This window comes from Novosphingobium sp. (assembly GCF_024642085.1).
GTDB lineage: Bacteria > Pseudomonadota > Alphaproteobacteria > Sphingomonadales > Sphingomonadaceae > Novosphingobium.
In genome coordinates this window covers 1-18,519 of sequence record NZ_JAHEBV010000008.1, presented here as the reverse complement: position 1 = coordinate 18,519, position 18,519 = coordinate 1, and the positions used below count along the sequence as shown (strand labels likewise).

19 protein-coding genes are annotated in these 18,519 nt (G+C 63.9%); 12 read left to right on the top strand and 7 right to left on the bottom strand.

The window, feature by feature from the left end; genetic code table 11:
• Nucleotides 1-8: 8 nt before the first annotated feature.
• A complete protein-coding gene (locus Q0L62_RS05060) occupies nucleotides 9-461 on the bottom strand; it encodes a membrane protease subunit (RefSeq protein ID WP_296677360.1) in 453 nt (150 codons plus the stop codon).
• Nucleotides 443-2,488, bottom strand: a complete 2,046-nt coding sequence (locus Q0L62_RS05055; RefSeq protein ID WP_296677312.1) for a ribonucleoside-diphosphate reductase subunit alpha — start codon at nucleotides 2,486-2,488, stop codon at nucleotides 443-445. The genes Q0L62_RS05060 and Q0L62_RS05055 overlap by 19 nt, the downstream gene beginning before the upstream one ends.
• Nucleotides 2,489-3,104: 616 nt before the next feature.
• Here Q0L62_RS05055 and Q0L62_RS05050 point away from each other — a divergent pair.
• The gene (locus tag Q0L62_RS05050; protein ID WP_296677309.1) at nucleotides 3,105-3,356 is read left to right on the top strand and encodes a GlsB/YeaQ/YmgE family stress response membrane protein; all 252 of its coding nucleotides are present in this window, start codon (nucleotides 3,105-3,107) and stop codon (nucleotides 3,354-3,356) included.
• Entirely contained in the window at nucleotides 3,353-3,979 is a 627-nt protein-coding gene (locus tag Q0L62_RS05045) for an N-acetyltransferase (protein WP_296677307.1), read from the top strand. Before Q0L62_RS05050 ends, Q0L62_RS05045 begins: the two co-directional genes overlap by 4 nt.
• Here the strand turns inward: Q0L62_RS05045 and Q0L62_RS05040 are convergent.
• The 4 genes from Q0L62_RS05040 to Q0L62_RS05025 form a co-directional block, all read right to left on the bottom strand.
• Nucleotides 3,976-4,857 (bottom strand): alpha/beta hydrolase, encoded by an 882-nt coding sequence (locus Q0L62_RS05040; RefSeq protein ID WP_296677300.1) that lies wholly within the window; start codon nucleotides 4,855-4,857, stop codon nucleotides 3,976-3,978. The two genes, Q0L62_RS05045 and Q0L62_RS05040, sit on opposite strands and share 4 nt — an antisense overlap.
• 61 nt (nucleotides 4,858-4,918) lie before the next feature.
• Nucleotides 4,919-5,992: a polyphosphate kinase 2 gene (ppk2, locus tag Q0L62_RS05035; RefSeq protein WP_296677297.1), complete on the bottom strand. Its 1,074-nt coding sequence runs from the start codon at nucleotides 5,990-5,992 to the stop codon at nucleotides 4,919-4,921.
• A gap of 78 nt (nucleotides 5,993-6,070) precedes the next feature.
• Nucleotides 6,071-7,648 carry an L-aspartate oxidase gene (gene nadB, locus Q0L62_RS05030; protein WP_296677293.1) on the bottom strand — a complete coding sequence of 526 codons (1,578 nt, stop codon included), beginning with the start codon at nucleotides 7,646-7,648 and terminating at the stop codon, nucleotides 6,071-6,073.
• Nucleotides 7,645-8,592, bottom strand: a complete 948-nt coding sequence (locus Q0L62_RS05025) for an ABC transporter ATP-binding protein (protein ID WP_296677290.1) — start codon at nucleotides 8,590-8,592, stop codon at nucleotides 7,645-7,647. Before Q0L62_RS05025 ends, nadB begins: the two co-directional genes overlap by 4 nt.
• A 74-nt stretch (nucleotides 8,593-8,666) precedes the next feature.
• Here Q0L62_RS05025 and Q0L62_RS05020 point away from each other — a divergent pair, with 74 nt between their 5' ends.
• The 10 genes from Q0L62_RS05020 (at nucleotide 8,667) to Q0L62_RS04975 (ending at nucleotide 17,434) form a co-directional block, all read left to right on the top strand.
• Nucleotides 8,667-8,912: a zinc-finger domain-containing protein gene (locus Q0L62_RS05020; RefSeq protein WP_296677288.1), complete on the top strand. Its 246-nt coding sequence runs from the start codon at nucleotides 8,667-8,669 to the stop codon at nucleotides 8,910-8,912.
• A 44-nt stretch (nucleotides 8,913-8,956) separates the two neighbouring features.
• Entirely contained in the window at nucleotides 8,957-10,390 is a 1,434-nt protein-coding gene (gene tldD / locus Q0L62_RS05015; protein ID WP_296677286.1) for a metalloprotease TldD, read from the top strand.
• A gap of 4 nt (nucleotides 10,391-10,394) precedes the next feature.
• Nucleotides 10,395-10,949 carry a DUF924 family protein gene (locus tag Q0L62_RS05010; protein ID WP_296677284.1) on the top strand — a complete coding sequence of 185 codons (555 nt, stop codon included), beginning with the start codon at nucleotides 10,395-10,397 and terminating at the stop codon, nucleotides 10,947-10,949.
• Between the two features lie 86 nt (nucleotides 10,950-11,035).
• Entirely contained in the window at nucleotides 11,036-11,437 is a 402-nt protein-coding gene (locus Q0L62_RS05005; RefSeq protein ID WP_296677282.1) for a hypothetical protein, read from the top strand.
• Nucleotides 11,438-11,635: 198 nt separating this feature from the next.
• Entirely contained in the window at nucleotides 11,636-13,528 is a 1,893-nt protein-coding gene (locus Q0L62_RS05000) for a TonB-dependent siderophore receptor (RefSeq protein ID WP_296677278.1), read from the top strand.
• Nucleotides 13,529-13,602: 74 nt separating this feature from the next.
• Nucleotides 13,603-14,853 (top strand): cytochrome P450, encoded by a 1,251-nt coding sequence (locus Q0L62_RS04995; RefSeq protein ID WP_296677276.1) that lies wholly within the window; start codon nucleotides 13,603-13,605, stop codon nucleotides 14,851-14,853.
• On the top strand, nucleotides 14,850-15,494 hold the full coding sequence (locus Q0L62_RS04990; RefSeq protein ID WP_296677273.1) for a TetR/AcrR family transcriptional regulator: 645 nt from the start codon (nucleotides 14,850-14,852) through the stop codon (nucleotides 15,492-15,494). Before Q0L62_RS04995 ends, Q0L62_RS04990 begins: the two co-directional genes overlap by 4 nt.
• Nucleotides 15,495-15,564: 70 nt before the next feature.
• A complete protein-coding gene (locus Q0L62_RS04985) occupies nucleotides 15,565-16,530 on the top strand; it encodes an oxidoreductase (RefSeq protein ID WP_296677271.1) in 966 nt (321 codons plus the stop codon).
• On the top strand, nucleotides 16,527-16,943 hold the full coding sequence (locus Q0L62_RS04980; protein WP_296677268.1) for a DoxX family protein: 417 nt from the start codon (nucleotides 16,527-16,529) through the stop codon (nucleotides 16,941-16,943). The genes Q0L62_RS04985 and Q0L62_RS04980 overlap by 4 nt, the downstream gene beginning before the upstream one ends.
• Nucleotides 16,940-17,434 (top strand): asparaginase domain-containing protein, encoded by a 495-nt coding sequence (locus Q0L62_RS04975; RefSeq protein WP_296677265.1) that lies wholly within the window; start codon nucleotides 16,940-16,942, stop codon nucleotides 17,432-17,434. The genes Q0L62_RS04980 and Q0L62_RS04975 overlap by 4 nt, the downstream gene beginning before the upstream one ends.
• Here Q0L62_RS04975 and Q0L62_RS04970 read toward each other — a convergent pair.
• Nucleotides 17,431-18,519 (bottom strand): MFS transporter (locus Q0L62_RS04970; protein ID WP_296677263.1); only part of this gene is annotated, 1,089 nt, incomplete at its 5' end. The genes Q0L62_RS04975 and Q0L62_RS04970 overlap by 4 nt on opposite strands.

Here is an 18,519-nt window from a genome sequence, read left to right as displayed (position 1 = left end):
CCCACCGCCTAGCGCTGGTCCAGCCGCCGTGCTTCGGTCACCGGCAGGCCGGCTTCGGTAGGCACATAGATCAGTGACGACTTGGTATTTTCCAGCGCCTGGATCTGCAGATAGCGCAGATAGCCTTCCGGCCCGCCAAGCGAGTTCTGCAGGATGGCATTGGCCTTGGCTGCGCCTTGTGCGCGGATCACTTCGGCCTCGGCCAGCGAAATCGCGCTTTCCTTTTTGGCGCGGGCTTCAAGGATCGCGACCTGGCGCGAGCTTTGCGCCTCGGCCAGCGCAGCCTCGCCCGCCAGCCGCTGCTGGTAGACGCGGTACTGCGGCCAGCCGACCAGCAGGGCGACCAGTGCCAATGCACCGATCACCACGCCGGCCACGCTGCATCCTGCCTTGCCATCCATCGTCAGGGCCCCTTTCAGCCGCCGGGATGCCCGCTCTGCCATCACTGGCAGGCCAGGCATTCCTCATAATCGGTTTCCTGCGCGGCCAGTTCCATCTTCGGCGCCAGGGCGGTGTTGTCCGCCTCGACCCCGCCGGCAAACCCGGCGCGCTGGACCGACTTCGAGCGCAGGTAATACAGGCTTTTGATGCCCTTTTCCCAGGCCTGGAAGTGCAGCTGCATCAGGTCCCACTTCTCGACATCGGCGGGAATGTAGAGGTTAAGCGACTGGGCCTGGTCGATATAGGGAGTGCGATCGGCTGCAAACTCCAGCAGCCAGCGCTGGTCGATCTCGAAGCTGGTCTTGTAGACGGCCTTTTCCTCAGCACTGAGGAAATCGAGGTGCTGGACCGAACCGCCGCGTTCAAGGATCGTGTTCCAGACGTTGTTGGAATCCTTGCTCTTGGCGGCAAGCAGCGCCTGAAGATAGGGGTTCTTGACCACGAAGCTGCCCGACAGCGTCTTGTGGGTATAGATGTTGGCCGGGATCGGTTCGATGCAGGCGCTGGTGCCGCCGCAGATGATGCTGATCGACGCGGTCGGCGCGATCGCCATCTTGCAGGAAAAACGCTGCATCACGCCCATGTCTGCCGCATCGGGGCAAGCGCCGCGTTCTTGCGCCAGCATCAGGCTGGCCTCATCCGCGCGGGCCGCGACGTGCTTGAACATTTTCATGTTCAGCGCCTTGGCCATTGCGCTTTCAAAGGCGACGCCCTTTTTCTGAAGGTAGGAGTGGAAGCCCATAACGCCCATGCCGACGCTGCGTTCGCGCATCGCGGAATACTTGGCGCGGGCCATTTCGTCCGGCGCGCGGTCGATATAGTCCTGCAGGACGTTGTCGAGGAAGCGCAGCACGTCCTCGATGAAGCGCTCGTCGCCGTTCCACTCTTCCCAAGTTTCCAGGTTGAGCGAGGAAAGGCAGCACACCGCCGTACGGTCATTGCCCAGATGGTCCTTGCCGGTCGGCAGGGTGATTTCCGAACACAGGTTGGATGTTGAAACCTTCAGTCCCAGATCGCGGTGATGCTGGGGCATCATGCGGTTCACGGTGTCGGAGAAGACAATGTAGGGTTCGCCCGTGGCCAGCCGGGTTTCAACCAGCTTCTGGAACAGCGCGCGGGCATCGACCGTGCCGCGCACCGAGCCGTCCTTGGGTGATTTGAGGTCAAACTCGGCCCCGTCGCGCACCGCTTCCATGAAATCGTCGGTCAGCAGCACGCCGTGATGGAGGTTCAGCGCCTTGCGGTTGAAATCGCCCGAGGGTTTGCGGATTTCGAGGAACTCCTCGATCTCTGGATGGCTGACATCAAGATAGCAGGCCGCCGATCCGCGGCGCAGCGAGCCTTGGCTGATCGCCAGGGTGAGCGAATCCATAACCCGGACGAAGGGTATGATCCCGCTGGTCTTGCCGTTGAGGCCGACCGGTTCGCCGATCCCGCGCACCGCGCCCCAATAGGTGCCGATGCCGCCGCCGCGCGAAGCGAGCCAGACGTTCTCGTTCCAGGTGCCGACGATGCCTTCCAGGCTGTCCGACACCGAATTGAGGTAGCAGCTGATCGGCAGGCCGCGGTTGGTGCCGCCGTTCGACAGCACCGGAGTAGCCGGCATGAACCACAGGCGGCTGACGTAATCGTACAGGCGCTGGGCGTGGTCCTGATCGTCGGCATAGGCCGCCGCTACGCGGGCGAACAGATCCTGGTAGCGTTCGCCCGGCAGCAGGTAGCGATCGTCCAGCGTTTCCTTGCCGAAATCGGTCAGCAGCGCATCGCGGGCATGGTCAATCTCGATCGCGAAGCGGCGGTCGTGGATCGCCTTGCTGTCATCGCCGGACTTTGCTGCGTTCTGCGCCGCGGCCTTGACCATTTCGCCCATCGCCCCGGCCAGCGCCTGCGCACCGAGCGTGTCGATAAGCTCTGCCGAACCGGCATCGGTCTTGTCTGCCATGGCGACTGCCGGGCTGCCGCCCGCCTCCTTTTGTTCGCGAGCCGCAGGGGCGGCAGGACCGGTGGCGATGCCTGTTTCGTCCATCGCTGCTTCCAAATCGGCCATTGCCGGCTCGTCTCCGTTTCTGAAATCCACTGTGTTCGCCCCCGTTTCCATTCGCCCAGGCGCCGCATTGCGCAGGCGCGTTTGTTCTGCATGTGTTCGAATCGGTGCCGAAGCGCCGATCGTATCAGACCGGAAGAACGAAACGAGAAAAACTTATCCCCATTCGTTCCCCAGGCCGGTCCTTTGGCCTGCCGTGATCACGACCCGAATCCCGCTCGCTGCGCCTGGCGCGCCGTGGCGGTAAAATCTAAGTCTTGAGCCCCCCGGCTTGCCGGACCACTACCTATAGTGCCGATGCACGAGTCAGGCGCAAGAGGGTAATTTTCGCGTTAACCCAAAATCGGGTCTTCGAAGGCGATCAGATCCGACCTTGCGGTGCAGCGACGCGTGGGAAAAGCGTCACTCGCCGCGACTGCAAGAGTCAAAGTGAATCTGTGAAAAAATATTTGTCCGGGAACAGCCCGTTCAGGGCGTTGACACGGATAGAATCGGGTGCGGAAATTTTGTTGCCGGTTTCGATTCCAAAAAGGTTCAACCCGCCTGCGCCTTGCCGCTTGATTACACTAAGGCACCCACTATCGTGGGGGGCAGGCGATATGCAGCAGAGGATATTATAATGTTCAACATCATCGGTGCAATCTTCAGCGGCCTGCTGATCGGTGTCCTGGCCCGCTATTTCTATCCCGGAGCGGTGAACATGGGCTGGGGCATGACCATCCTGCTGGGTATCGCGGGATCCCTGCTGGCCGGCCTGGCGGCCAGCCGCGGCCGCCCGGGCGACAGTTTTCACCGCGCTGGCTGCTTTGCCTCGATCATCGGGGCAATGCTGCTGATCCTGCTTGGCCGGATGATGGGCTGGCATCTGTGAGCGGTGCCGCGGGCCAGCCCCGCACGCTTCCCGAAATAGCCCAAGCGGGAGCGGCACGGCGCGATGCGCTGGCTGCATCGCTTGCCGCCGCTTTTGCCGATGATCCGGCGATGGTCTGGATGATGCCCGACAAGGCCGAGCGGCTCGCCCGGCTGCCGGGGCTGTTCCGCGTCCTTGTCGCAGAAGAGCTAAGGCTGGGTTGGGCTCTGGCTTCGCCGGGGAACGAGGCGGTGACCCTGTGGCGCCGCAGCGATGCAGTGCACGGCAACCTGTGGCAAACCCTGCGCGCCTTGCCGGCTTACCTGCGCGTACTTGGCCGCAACCTGCCGCGCGGCATGGCCGTGGGCGATGCGATCGAGGCCCACCATCCGCGTGGCCGCGATTACGATTACCTGCACTTCGCCGGTGTCGATCCCGCTTTTCAGGGGCGCGGCTGGGGCGGAGCGGCGATCAGGGCCGGGCAGGTCCGCGCCCGCAAGCGCGGCGTCCCTGTCTATCTGGAAACGGCGACCGCATCGAATGTCAGTCTTTACCAAAGTCTGGGCTTTGCCGTGACAGGCGAATGGGACGTGCCCAAGGGCGGCCCGCATTTCTGGTCGATGCAGTGGGATGCCGGCGTCTAGCGCGCGATCCCGGCAACCGCGTCGGCGATTTCGTCAATCAGTTCATGCGGCAGATCGTGGCCCATGCCAGGAATGATCTTGAGCGTTGCACCGGGAATCGCAGCGGCGGTATCCTGGCCGCCGGCCACCGGGATCAACGGATCTTCGGCGCCGTGGATCACCAATGTCGGCACTTTCACATCGCGCAGCCGCTTGCGCCGGTCACCATCGTCGAGGATCGCAGCAAGGTGCCGCCCGGGACCGGTCGGGTGGAAGCTGCGCTTGTAATCGCGTTCGATCCGTTCGCGCAGGCCGGTTTCCTCTGCCGGATAGGCCGGGCTGCCAATTGCGCGCGCGATGGCGATGCCAAAGGGGATGACCTCGTCCATTGATGCTCCGGCTGGCGGGCGGTTCATCAATGCGGCCAGTGCTTCGGGTTTTGACCGGGGCAGGCGCGGATTGCCGGTGGTCGACATGATCGAGGTCAGCGACAAGACCCGGCCGGGATAACCGATTGCCACCAGCTGCGCGATCATCCCGCCCATCGATGCACCCACCACGTGGGCCCTGGCAATACCCAGCGCGTCCAGCAGGGCAACTGCATCGGCCGCCATTTCGGTCAGGCGGTAGGGCAGCCTGGCGCGCAGGCCCAACAGCCGCATGAGCGCCACACGGCGAAAATTGGGCACGCCGTGATCGGTGAACTTGGTCGACAGGCCGATGTCGCGGTTGTCATGGCGGATCACATAATATCCGCGATTGACCAGTGCTTCGACCAGCTCGATCGGCCACAGCGTCAGCTGCGCGCCCAGACCCATGATCAGCAGCAGCGGCGGATTGGCCGGATCGCCGTGCGTTTCATAGGCAATATCGATTCCGTTGGCGTGGACCTGCGGCATGGGCGCTCCCGATTGATTGTTTGGTCAAGGCTGGCGGCAAGCCGCGCGCCTGGCAAGGGGCTTAACTGTCAGAGGCGGGCGGGGTGGCCTTTTCGCCGCGCTCGAACACCTTGCTCGCCCGGCCGACCAGCAGCGGATCGACTGTGCCGACCACGTGATCGTTGCGCCCTTCATAGGGCAGGCTGTTCAGCACGAACCGCATCGCGTTAAGCCGCGCGCGCTTCTTGTCGTCGCTCTTGATCACGGTCCACGGGCACAGGTCGGTGTCGGTGGCGCGAAACATCGCTTCTTTGGCGCGGGTATAATCGTCCCACTTGTCAAGGCTGGCGACATCGACCTGGCTCAGCTTCCACTGCTTTAACGGGTGCATCTTGCGCTCGGTAAAGCGGCGCAGCTGTTCCTCGCGGCTGACCGAGATCCAGAACTTGATCAGGTGGATGCCGCTGCGCACCAGGTTGCGTTCAAACTCGGGCGCCTCGCGCAGAAACTCGTCATATTCGGCGTCGCTGCAGAACCCCATTACGTGCTCTACCCCGGCGCGGTTGTACCACGAACGGTCGAACAGCACGATTTCACCCTTGGTCGGCAGGTGCCCGACATAGCGCTGGAAATACCATTGTCCGCGCTCGACCTCGCTGGGTTTTTCGAGCGCGACCACGCGCGCGCCGCGCGGGTTGAGATGTTCCATGAAGCGCTTGATCGTGCCGCCCTTGCCGGCCGCGTCACGCCCTTCGAACACGATCACCACCCGTTCGCCGGTGTCCTTGATCCAGCTCTGCAGCTTGAGCAGTTCGGCCTGGAGCAGGAACTTCTCGCGCTCATAGTCCTGCCGCAGCATCTTGTACTTGTAGGGGTAGCCGCCGCCTTTCCAGCCCGGTGCCAATTCGTCACTGGTCTTGCGCAAAGGTATGGCCGATGGCGGCAGCCCTAGATGTTCGCGCAGCCGCTCGGCATCGTCGGGGGCTGCCCCGGCGATCAGCGCCTCAAGCTCTTTCTTCGCGCCGCGCGCAATCAGCGCCTGGGCAGCAGAAAAAAGTCCGGTCTGGGCGGCGACGACACGTTCCTGCGCCAGACTTGCGCTGATCGCCGCGCGGGTCAGGGCTTCGCGGTCGCTGGTGTCGTTACGCTCTGTCATGGTGCGATAGGTGTTAAGGCCAGTGATTGCCGGATTATATGGCGGAATTGTTGCAGCTTCACGACACGGCGGCAACGGTTATGGAACAAGCACGGTGTCCTTGGGCTCGGCCAGCGTTTCGGGATAGTCCAGCGTGTAGTGCAGCCCGCGGCTTTCCTTGCGCGACAAGGCCGACCGGACGATCAGATCGGCGCATTGCAGCAGATTGCGCAGCTCGATCAGGTCGGTCGAAACGCGGAAGTGGCCGTAATAATCCTCGATCTCGCCAAACATCATCTGGATACGGTGCGCCGCGCGTTCCAGCCGCTTGGTGGTCCGCACGATCCCGACATAGTTCCACATGAAGCGGCGGATTTCGGTCCAGTTCTGTTTGATAATGACCTCTTCATCCGAATCGGTCACCCGGCTTTCATCCCAGCCGCGCACGGTAGGCGGGGCCTCGAAACTGTCCCAGCGCGCCAGTATGTCCTTGGCTGCCGCCTCGCCGAAAACGAAGCATTCGAGCAGGCTGTTGCTGGCAAGCCGATTGGCCCCGTGCAGTCCGCTTTCGGTGCATTCGCCTGCGGCATACAGCCCTGGCAAGTCGGTCCGCCCGGCAAGGTCGATCATCACCCCGCCGCACGTGTAATGCTGTGCGGGGACGACCGGGATCGGGCCCTTGGTCATGTCGATCCCCAGGCCGATCAGCTTTTCGTAGATGTTGGGGAAGTGTTCGCGGACAAACTCAGGCGGCTGGTGGCTGATATCCAGATGGACGAAGTCCAGCCCGTCGCGCTTGATTTCGGCGTCGTTGGCGCGGGCGACAATATCGCGCGGGGCCAGTTCCGCGCGCTCGTCATAGTCGGGCATGTAGCGGTGCCCGCTTTTGGGATTGATCAGCCGCCCGCCTTCGCCGCGCACCGCCTCGGTAATCAGGAAGTTCTTGACGTCGAGGTTGTAGAGGCAGGTGGGGTGGAACTGCATCATTTCCATGTTGCCCACGCGTGCCCCCGCGCGCCAGGCCATGGCAATCCCGTCTCCCGTGGCACCGCGCGGCGCGGTTGAAAACTGGTAGACGCGGCCAGCCCCGCCGGTCGCCAGGATCGTGGCGCGGGCGGTATGCGCCTCAACCTTGCCGGTCTTTTCGTTAAGGGCATAGACCCCCCAGACGCGGCCCGATCCCGAATAGCGTTCCTCGTGCTTGCCGGTAATCAGATCAATGCAGCTCTGGTGCGGCAGCAGCGTGACATTGGGATGCGCGGCGGCTGCTTTCAGCAGCGCTTCCTGCACGGCCCAGCCGGTCGCATCGGCGACGTGGACGATGCGGCGGTGGCTATGCCCGCCCTCACGCGTCAGGTGCAGGTCGCCTGCTTCCTTGTTGAACGGCACGCCCAGATCGATCAGCCGCTGGATCGCGTGGGGGGCCTGCTCGATCACGAACTCGACCGTCTCCAGCCGGTTCAGCCCGGCCCCGGCGACCATGGTATCGCGAATGTGGTTTTCGAAGGTGTCGCCTTCGTCCAGCACGGCGGCAATGCCGCCCTGTGCCCACGCGGTCGACCCGCCGGTCAGATCGCCCTTGGCCAGCACCAGCACCTTGACCCTGTCGGCCAGCGCCAGTGCCGCAGTAAGCCCAGCCGCCCCCGACCCGACGATGATGACGTCTGAAGTGATCATGCTGCGTCGCGGGCCGCGCTGGTCAGAGTGACGAAAACATCCTCCAGATCGGCCTCACGCGTGGTCACGTCGACAATTCCGAAGCCCTGGCCCTGCAGCTGCGCCAGCACTTCGCCGGCATTGGTGCGATCCTTGTCGTAAGTCACTTCGATCATGCGGTCGCCCACGCTTTCGCATTTCAGGAACGATGCGCTGGCGGGCAGCGCGGCCACATCGCGGTCCAGTGTCAGCACCACCACCTTTTCGCGCGCCATACCGATCAGTTCGCGGGTCGGTTTGTTGGCAATCAGTTCGCCGTGGTTGATGATGGCGATACGGTCACACAATTGCTCGGCCTCTTCGAGGTAATGGGTGGTCAGGACCACAGTCACCCCTTCGGAATTGAGTTCGCCCACCAGGTCCCACAGTTGGCGGCGCAGTTCGACGTCGACCCCGGCGGTGGGTTCATCCAGCACGATAACCGGGGGGCGGTGAACCAGCGCCTTGGCGATCAGCAGGCGGCGCTTCATGCCGCCTGACAGCGTGCGGGCATAAGCGTTTGCCTTGTCGGCCAGGTGCACTTCGGCCAGGATTTCCAGGCTGCGCCGCGCCGCCTTGGGGACGCCATAAAACCCGGCGGTATTTTCCAGCACCTCATAAGGCGTGAAGAACGGGTCGAAGACGATCTCCTGCGGCACGATCCCGATTGACCGTTTGGCATTGCGGGGATGCTCGTCGATGTCGAAACCCCAGATATTGGCGCTGCCGCCAGTCTTGTTGACCAGGCCCGCCAGAATATTGATCAGGGTCGACTTGCCCGCGCCGTTGGGGCCGAGCAGGCCGAAAATCTGGCCCTGCGGCACGTCGAAACTGACGCTCTTCAGTGCGTGCTTGGCAGGGGCGCCGCCCTGCGCGGCATATATCTTGGCGAGATCGCGGATCGATATTGCGGCGGGGGTGTCCATGACCGCTTCCTTGCGACCTCGCGCCGCGTTCGTAAAGGCTGGAAATGGCGCGGCGCAGTCGCTATGGCGCGGCCATGATCAAGCCGCCGGAAACCGCATCAGTCACCACCACCCGCGTCAGCTGCGACGGGGCACGCGACATTCCCGGCGGCGCGGCGCTGGGCCATCCGCGCGTCTGGCTGGAAATCGACGAGCATGGCTATGTCGACTGCGGCTATTGCGACAAGCGCTTTGTGCTGAAAGGCGGCCCGGCGGATGGGGCCGATCTGTCTGCCGCCCCCGATATCGCCGCTGGCAGCAGCAACACCCCGCACCCCTGAACGCAGCACTGGCGCCGCCGCGCGCAATCCCTATATCGGGGCGCATGAACGCTTCCGATCCCCGCTCGCTCCTTTACCGCCAGATCACGCCTGATGAGGCGCTGGCCGTCACTCGTGATACGCTGCGGGCCTGCGATGATGGTGAACTGTATATGCAGTTCATCGCCAGCGAGACGTTTGCCTTTGATGACGGCCGTCTGAAAACAGCCGATTATGCCCGCGATGCCGGGTTTGGCCTGCGCGGCCTCTCGGGCGAGATGACCGGCTTTGCCCATGCCAACGAAATCAGCCTGGCTGCAATCCGCCGCGCCGGCGAAACGCTGCAATTGCTCGATCCGGCCAAAGGCGAGGCCGCGCCGCCGCCGCGGCAAAACAACCGCCACCTCTATACCGACGCCTCGCCGCTTGATGCGATCAACTTTGCCGAAAAGGTCAGGCTGCTCGAGACGATCGACGCCGCCGCCCGGGCCCGCGATCCGCGCGTGGTCCAGGTCAGCGCCAGTCTGGCTGCGACCTGGTCAGTGATCGAGATCGTCCGCGCCGATGGCTTTACCGCGCACGATGTGCGGCCACTGGTACGGCTGAATGTCGGGATCGTGGTCGAGCAGAACGGACGCCGCGAAACCGGGTCGTTCGGGATCGGCGGGCGGCGCTTGTACGATGATCTGTTTCTTCCTGAAACCTGGAACCGGGCGATCGACAATGCGCTGGCGCAGGCGCTGGTCAATCTGGACAGCGTGGCCGCGCCGGCCGGCGAATGTCAGGTGTTGCTTGGCCCCGGCTGGCCCGGCGTGCTGCTGCACGAAGCGGTCGGCCACGGGCTGGAAGGCGATTTCAACCGCAAGGGCACCAGCGCCTTTTCGGGCCGGATCGGTGACCGTGTCGGCGCGCCCGGGGTGACGGTGATCGACGATGGCACGCTGCTTGGCGTCAATGGCCAGGGGCGGCGCGGATCGCTGTCGATCGACGATGAAGGCACACCTACCCAGGAAAACGTGCTGATCGAGGACGGCATCCTTAAAGGCTATATGCAGGACCGGCTCAACGCGCGGCTGATGGGCGTGCCCGCCACCGGCAACGGGCGCCGCGAAAACTATGCCCACGCTCCGATGCCGCGCATGACCAACACTTTCATGCGCGCGGGTAACGATAATCCGGAAGAACTGCTCAGCCGGATGAAAAGCGGGATCTTCGCCAAGAGTTTTGGCGGCGGCCAGGTCGACATCGTGTCGGGCAAGTTCGTGTTCAGTTGTACCGAGGCCTACAAGGTCGAAAACGGCAAGCTGGGTGCGCCGATCAAGGGCGCGACGCTGATCGGTGACGGGCCGACGGTACTGACCAAGGTGATCGGCATCGGCAACGACATGCAGATCGACGAAGGCGTAGGGATTTGCGGCAAGGGCGGGCAAAGCGTGCCGGCCGGGGTCGGACAGCCAACCCTGCTGGTCGACGGGCTGACTGTCGGCGGCACTGGTTGAAAGCATGGCACTGGCATCACCGGCTTGGGCAGCTGACCTGCTGCACGTCTGGTTCCACGTCCTGAAGCCGGCGCAGTGGTACAAGCGCGACGACGCTGTCGATGCCATGCTGGCGCGGCGGTTTGCCCGCCGGGTTGGCCCCTTTTCGTACCTGAGCGCCGATCGTTTCCTGACCAATCGCGATACGGCACGCGCTGCAATCCTGCTGTTCGATCAGATACCGCGCAACTGTTTCCGCGGATCGCCCGCCGCCTTTGCCGCCGATCCGCTGGCCCGCGCCTTGTCCCGCGCCGCGATCGCGCGGGGGTGGCACCGCGGCCTGCCCAAAGGCCAGGCACAGTTCGTACTGTTGCCGCTGATGCATTCCGAACACGCCGAAGATCAGCGCGCAAGCCTGCACCGGTTTGCCGAACTGGGTGACGCGCGAAACTTACGCTTCGCGCGGGAACATGCCCGGATGATCTTCCGCTTCGGGCGCTTTCCCCACCGCAATGCCGTTCTGGGTCGTCGTTCCAGCGCGGCAGAACAGAAGGCTATTGCGGCTGGCAACGTCTGGTAACGCGGATCGGCGAAAACAAAGGGATCATTTCAGGCCCGGTTCAGATAGTATGCTCTACCCAGACAGGACAAGCGAAGGAGCATCCCATGCGCATAACTGGTTTTGCCCTTATTGCCGCATCATTGCTGATCGGCGGATCGGCCGCACAGGCTGGCCCCCGGCTTTCCGGGGAAGAACAGCTTGCCAAGATGCTCCAAGGGCGTGAGCCGGGCAAACCTGCCAGCTGCATCAGCCTTAGCGAATCGCGCGATGGCACCGTGATTGACAAGACGGCACTGGTTTATCGTTCGGGAGGCACGATCTGGGTCAACCGTCCACAAAATGCCCGCAAGCTTGATGATGACGATATTCTGGTGACCTATCCTACGGGCGGTTCGTTCTGCCGGCTGGACCGTGTCCAGACCGTTGAACGCAGCGGCAATTTCGTGACCGGATTCATCGCATTGGGCGATTTCGTTCCTTATCGCCGCGTCGCCGCGCGCAACTGACCGCAACCGAGGTTCAGCGAGGTGCCGTCCGGACCTGTGTCCGGGCGGCACGTTTTTGTCCGGGCGTCGTTGGCCGGTCCCTCGGCGCCGCCTGTCGAGCGGCTGTATCAGGCAGGAATGCCATCGGGATAACGCCCATCGGGATAGAGGGGGCGGTTGGTGAGGGCATTCAGCACATTAACGATTGTGGCGCCGGTCATGGCCTGCGTCTTGGCCGCACCGGCCGCTGCGCAAGACCGCAGCAGCGACAACGCCGTCACCGAAGCCGAGGATGGCTTCGGCTACTCGGTCGGGCGCGAGGTGCTGGGCATCTACAACGGCGGGAATGTTCGCGGCTTTTCGCCAACGGCGGCAGGCAATGTCCGGATCGACGGGCTCTATTTCGATCCAGCCTTCGATTTTCCCGGACTGCTGACCGATTCGACCGGGATCAAGGTGGGCCTTTCAGCCCAGGGCTATCCGTTCGCCGCGCCCAGCGGCATTGTTGACATTGCGCTGCGCCGCCCCGGCGACAAGGCAGGCGCATCGGTGGTGGTCAACGGTGACAGTTTTGGTTCGGCGGGGATGGAACTGACCGGATCGGCGCCGCTCGGTCAAACGCTGGGGCTGGCCTATGGTGCCAACGTGTCGCGCACCGGCTATCCCGACGGGACCGACAGCATCAGCCATAGCGAATCGCTGGCACTGCGCTGGCGGCCGGCCCCGGGGATTGAACTGTTGCCGTTCTATGCCCGGTTTGATGATTACAACGACGAAGCTGGGCCGTTTTATATCGCGGCAGGCAATTACCTGCCGCCGGTTCCTGCCAAGCACACTTACCTGGGCCCGCATTGGGCCGATTACCGCCTTATCGCGCAATCCGCCGGCCTGCTGACCAGCATTACCCCGGCGCGCGGCTGGGCGGTACGATTGGGCCTGTTCCGGTCAAGCTTCAAACAGCGCGAAGGTTACTTCAACCTGCTGACCGATGTTGCGCCCGATGGCAGCGCCACACGGCTGCTGTTTGCCGATCCGCCGCTTCACCAACGCTCGCTCAGCGGAGAATTGCGGGTCAGCCATTCGGTTCCGGATGGGCCGCGGCTTCATGTGCTTCACCTCAGCCTGCGCTCACGCGATGCCCGCAGCGAGTTTGGCGGGTCGCAGGAGTTCGACCTTGGCCCGACGACCATTTATGAGGAGGAAGATGCGGCCCGTCCGGCCAGCTTCACGTTTGGCCCGGTCAGCCGCGAACGCGTTCGCCAGGACATGCTGGGGCTGGCCTATAGCGGGCGTTGGCGCAATGTCGGGGAACTGGGCCTTGGGCTGTCCAAAGTGCGCTATCGCAAGACCACGCAGCTGCCCGGTGTGGCGCCGATTGTTGGCCGGGATGATCCCTGGCTGTATAACGTCAACGCCGCCGTGTCGGTGGCACAGGGGGTCAGCCTCTTCGCTGGCTATGCGCGCGGGCTGGAGGAAAGCGGCACTGCGCCGCCCAATGCGGCTAACCGCAACGCGCCTTTGCCCGCGATCCTGACCAGCCAGAAGGACGCCGGGCTGCGCTGGGCAATCACTCCCAGGGTCAAGCTGATCGCGGGGGTATTTGAATTGTCGAAGCCTTATTTCGGCTTCGATTCCGCACAAGCCTTTCGTCAGGTCGGGTCGATCCGCAACCGCGGGGCTGAGTTTTCGCTTTCGGGCCCGCTGACCGCGCGGCTCGATCTGGTGGCCGGCGGGGTGGTGCTGGATGCGCAGGTCCAGCGCGACGCCGGAGCCACCGGAACCATCGGGCGCCGTCCCGTGGGGGTGGCCAAGCATCTGTTCAACGTCAACCTCAACTGGCGCACGCCGTGGGCCGAAGGACTGTCGTTTGACGCCAGCGTTCTGGAACGCGGCGCAATGCCGGCCACTACCGACAATTCCCTTGAAATTGTCGGGCGGCAGATCGTGAATCTGGGCGCGCGTTATTCATTCAAGGTCGCGGGCAAGGCGGTGACCGCACGGGTGCAGATCTACAACGTACTGGACCAGTACGGCCTCGTTTCGGGCGGACCCGGGCTTTACCGCACTAACCAGCCGCGCTCGGTCAACGGGTTCCTGGCCGTCGACTTCTGATCCGATTGACACGGCCGCGCATCCGATTAGGGTGCATACCCTAGACGGGCAAGGACCCGTGGGAGAGGATTGCCATGGCCACCGCCGCACTGGACCGTAACGCCCCGCCGCTGGCGCCGATCGATGTCAGCCGCCCTGAACTCTATGCTCAGGATCGCTGGCAGGAACCGTTCCGCACACTGCGGGCACAGGCGCCGATCCAGTATGTTCCCGACAGTCCGTTCGGTCCTTACTGGTCGGTCAGCACGCACAAACCGATCGTTAAGATCGAGGCGCTGCCCAAGATTTTTTCGTCCGGCTGGGAATATGGCGGCATCGCGATCACCGGCATCGTCGACCGCTTGATGGAAAATGAAGTGCGCATGCCGATGTTCATCGCCATGGACCCGCCGCACCACACCGCGCAGCGGCGCACCATCGCGCCTTCGTTCGGACCCAGCGAAGTGGCCGCGATGAAGGCAGAAATACAGCAGCGCACCGGCGAAGTGCTCGATTCGCTGCCAGTTGGCGAGGCGTTTGACTGGGTTGATCGCGTCTCGATCGAACTTACCACCGGGATGCTGGCCAAGCTGTTCGACTTCCCGTGGGAGCAACGCCACAAGCTGACCTACTGGTCGGACATGGGCGGCGATGTCGAACAGATGACCACACCCGAAGGCCATGCCCGCCGCAATGCGGCCTTGACCGAGATGGGCGAGGCTTTTGGCGCGCTGTGGCAGGAAAAGGTCGCCAATCCGGGCAAGGATCTGATTTCTGTCATGCTTCAGTCCGATGCGATGAACCACATGAGCCAGCAGGAGTTCATGGGCAACCTGATCTTGCTGATCGTCGGCGGCAACGATACCACCCGCAATTCGATGTCGGGATTTGTCTGGGGCCTGTCTCAATTCCCCGAAGAACGCGCCAAGCTGGAAGCTGACCCCGCGCTGATCCCCAATGCGGTGCAGGAACTGATCCGCTGGCAGACGCCGCTGGCACATATGCGCCGGACGGTGCTGGAAGATACCGAAGTCGATGGCGTGCCCATGAAAAAGGGCGACAAAGTGGTGATGTGGTACATTTCCGCCAACCGCGATGAAGCCGTTTTCAAGGATGCCGACGCAATCCGGGTCGACCGCGAAAACGCCCGGCGGCATCTGTCGTTCGGTTACGGGATCCACCGCTGCGTGGGCGCGCGCGTGGCTGAAATGCAGCTGTGCACCCTGCTTGAAGAAATGGGCAAGCGCCGCCTGCGTGCGACGCCCGTGGGCGAACCGGAACGCGTGCCGGCCTGCTTCGTCCATGGCTACAAGAAGATGATGGTCGAACTGTCGCATTACGGATGAAAACGCGTGACCGGATCGTGGTGGCCGCGCGGGCGCTGTTCAACGAACAGGGTTATGGCGCGGTCACTACCGCGGCGCTGGCGGCGCAATGCGGGATTGCCGAAGGTAACCTGTGGTACCACTTCAAGACCAGGCGTGACCTGCTGGAAGCCATTGCCGATCAATTCGCGGCGGTGATCGATGCACGCCTGGCGCTGGCCCCGGCGGCGCAGGGTGATGCCCTGGCCGATTACACCCGGTTGATCGGCGCCCTGATGGACGAGTTTCGGACGTTCCGCTTTCTCTACCGCGACCAGGCTGCATACGGTGAGCACGTTGCGGTCATTGCCGAACGCGCGCCCGAATGGACCGCAAAGACCTTTACCCAGATCGAGGTGCATCTGGCCCGGCTGGTCGATACCGGCCAGCTCGATTGGCCGCGCGCAGCTTTGCGTGATCTGGCAATCAACGCGACCATCATCCTGCGCTACGGGCTGGAACACTACCGCGAACTTGGCGAGCCGACCGGCACGGGCACCGGTGCCGTTCGCTTGACGCTGAAGCGCCACCTGACGCTGTTCGAACACCAGCTGGATCCCGAATCAGCTACCCGGCTGCACGGCGCGATCGATGCCATGGAACAGGGCGCGCTGGCCGCCTGATACGCTGCGCCGGTTGTGTTTCGCTGCGCTGGCCCTATCCCTTGGCCGGCACATCAAAGGATGCCTTGCCATGAACACTGCCCAGGCCCCGATCGCTTCGCCTTTCGGCTATCGCTCTACCGCGCGCGAGGTCGTTCAGGGGATCGATCTTGCCGGCAAGGTTGCGGTTGTTACAGGCGGATATTCGGGCCTTGGCACCGAAACGGTGCGCGCGCTGGCCGGAGCCGGCGCGCGCGTGATCGTAGGCGCGCGGCGGCCTGATCAGGCGGCGCAGGACCTGGCCGGGGTGGCAGGCGGGGCGGAAATCGCCGCGCTGGATCTGTCGGATCCGGCTTCGATCGATGCCTTTGCGGCCGATGTCGGCTCGCGCACGGGCCGGATCGATATGCTGATCGGCAATGCCGCCGTCATGGCCAACCCGCTGACCCGCGATGCACGCGGATACGAAAGCCAGTTCGCCACCAACCATCTGGGGCATTTCCAGCTGGCGGCGCGGTTGTGGCCGCTGCTGCAAGCCGCTGGCGGCGCGCGAGTGGTTTCGGTGTCGTCGATCGGCCACCGGATCTGCCCGCCCGACCTTGCCGATCCCAATTTTGAAAGCCGCCCTTATGACAAATGGCAGGCTTACGGTCAGGCAAAGTCGGCCAATGCGCTGTTTGCCTTGCAACTGGACACGCTGGGCGCGCCCCGCGGCGTGCGTGCCTTTGCGGTTCATCCCGGCGGGATTGCCACGCCGCTGCAGCGCCATCTGACGCGCGAGGAGCAGATCGCGATGGGCTGGATGGATGCCGAGGGCACCATCGATCCGCGTTTCAAATCAACCGAAGAAGGTGCAGCCACCAGCGTGTGGTGCGCGGTATCCCCCCTTCTGGACACCGTGGGCGGGGTTTACTGTGAAGACTGCAACATCGCCGCGATGGCCGGTCCTGATACCCCCCCTTTCGCCGGTGCCCATCCCCATATCCGTGACGCGGCATTGGCCGAAGGGCTGTGGGATCTGTCGGAACAGATGACCGGCGTGCAATTCCGGCCATGACGCGCACTGTGCTGCGCTGGGTGCTGGCGCTGTTCTACGCCGCGGCGGGGGTGATCCACCTGTCCAATCCCGCGCCTTTTCTGACGATCATGCCGCCGTGGGTACCCGCACCGACGGCTGTGGTCGCGCTGACCGGCGTGGCCGAACTGGCCGGCGCGGCGGGCTTGCTGCAGCCGTGGTCCGCGCCGCTGCGCCGGGCCGCGGGGTGGGGGCTGGCACTGTATGCGCTGTGCGTCTGGCCGGCCAACCTGCAGCACATGTTCAACGACACGGCCCGCGCCGATGGCGGGCTGGGGCTGGGTTACCATATCCCGCGTCTGGCTTTTCAGCCGGTCCTGATCTGGCTGGCGCTGTGGGTCGGCCATGCTACCGACTGGCCGGGACGGCGCGGGGCGACTAAGGGCGGTGCATGACCAGCCCAGCCATTCTTGTGCTCACCACCGGCGGCACGATTGACAAGAACTATTTCGACGCGCTCAGCGCATACCAGATCGTCGATAGCGGCATTCCGGCCTTGCTGACCGAGGCGCGGGTCGCGCTGCCGTTTCGCGTTGTCGAATTGATGCGCAAGGACAGCCTTGAGATGGACGATGCCGACCGCGCTGCGATCGCGAGCGCTGCGGCACAAGCGCCCGAAACGCGGATCGTCGTGACCCATGGCACCGATACCATGACCGAAACCGCCGGCGTGCTGGCCGCCCAGGTTCCGGGCAAGACAATCTGCCTGACCGGCGCGCTCAGCCCGGCGCGGTTTGCCGAAACGGATGCCAACTTCAACCTCGGCATGGCTTTTGCCACGGCGCAGGTCGCTGCGCCCGGCGTCTACATCGCGATGAGCGGCGAGGTGTTCGACGGCCTTAAGGTACGCAAGGACCGCGCCGCAGGCCGCTTCGTTGCGCTTTAGAGTGCGTCGAACTGGCGGATCGGCGGAACGGCCTTCCACCACCACAAGGCGCCCAGCGCCGGAACCAGCGCGGTAAGAGCGAAGGCCCAGCCATAACCGCCCAGCTGGTCGATCATCACCCCCGTGGCGATCGGGCCTATGATGCCCGATAAATTGCCGACCATGTTCTGGATTCCAATCCAGCCGCCAGATGCCCGCGCGCCGCCAAACATCTGGCCGATGGCGAACACGTTAACGGATAAGAGGCTGGTGGCCAGGCCTGCCAGGACGAGGCAGGCGCCGACGGCCAAGGCGGAATGGGCGAAGAACACCCCGCCGATCGCCGCCGCGATCATGGCCTGTCCTGCTACCATCAGCCCGCGGCGCACCCGCGCCTCGTCCGCACCGGCCTTGACCCAGCGGTCCGAAGCGCGGCCCATCACCAAAGCCATGACCCCCTGCACGGTAAACCCCAGGGTGGTCAGAACAGTCATGTCGCCGATCGAAAGTCCGCGTTCTTTGACCAGATAGAGCGGCAACCAGGTCAGCAGGAAATAGAACCCGTAATTGGTGCAGAAATGCCCGATGCCCACCACCCAGACGCTCGGCACGCGCAGCAGGCGCCCCAGCGGGACGGGGTCGGTCACCGGCACCGCCACGTTCGTGCTGCGCAGCGGCGCGGCGACGGCCTGCCACGGTATCAGCCAAAGCAGCGTCACCGCACCAAAGATCCAGAAGATTGGCCGCCAGCCGTGGCTTTCCAGAATCAGGCCGCCGCTGAGCGTGCCGACTGCCGGACCGAAGGCGAGAGCCGCAGCGACCATCGCGTTGGCCATGCCGCGGCTGGTTGCGGAAACTTCGGCGGCAAAAATCTTGGAACTGCCGGGAAAGGCGATGCTTTCGCCCAGGCCCAATATCAGCCGCAAAGCGATCAGCATGGCCAGACCGTGGACGAAACCGGTCAAAAGCGTTGCCGCCGCCCACAGCGCGATCCCGGCGGCGAACAGGCGGTAGACGCAGAACCGGTCACACAGCCAGCCCACGACCAGGCAAAGCGGCGCATAGACCCAGAAGAACGCCGACACTGCGGTACCGAACCCGGTAGC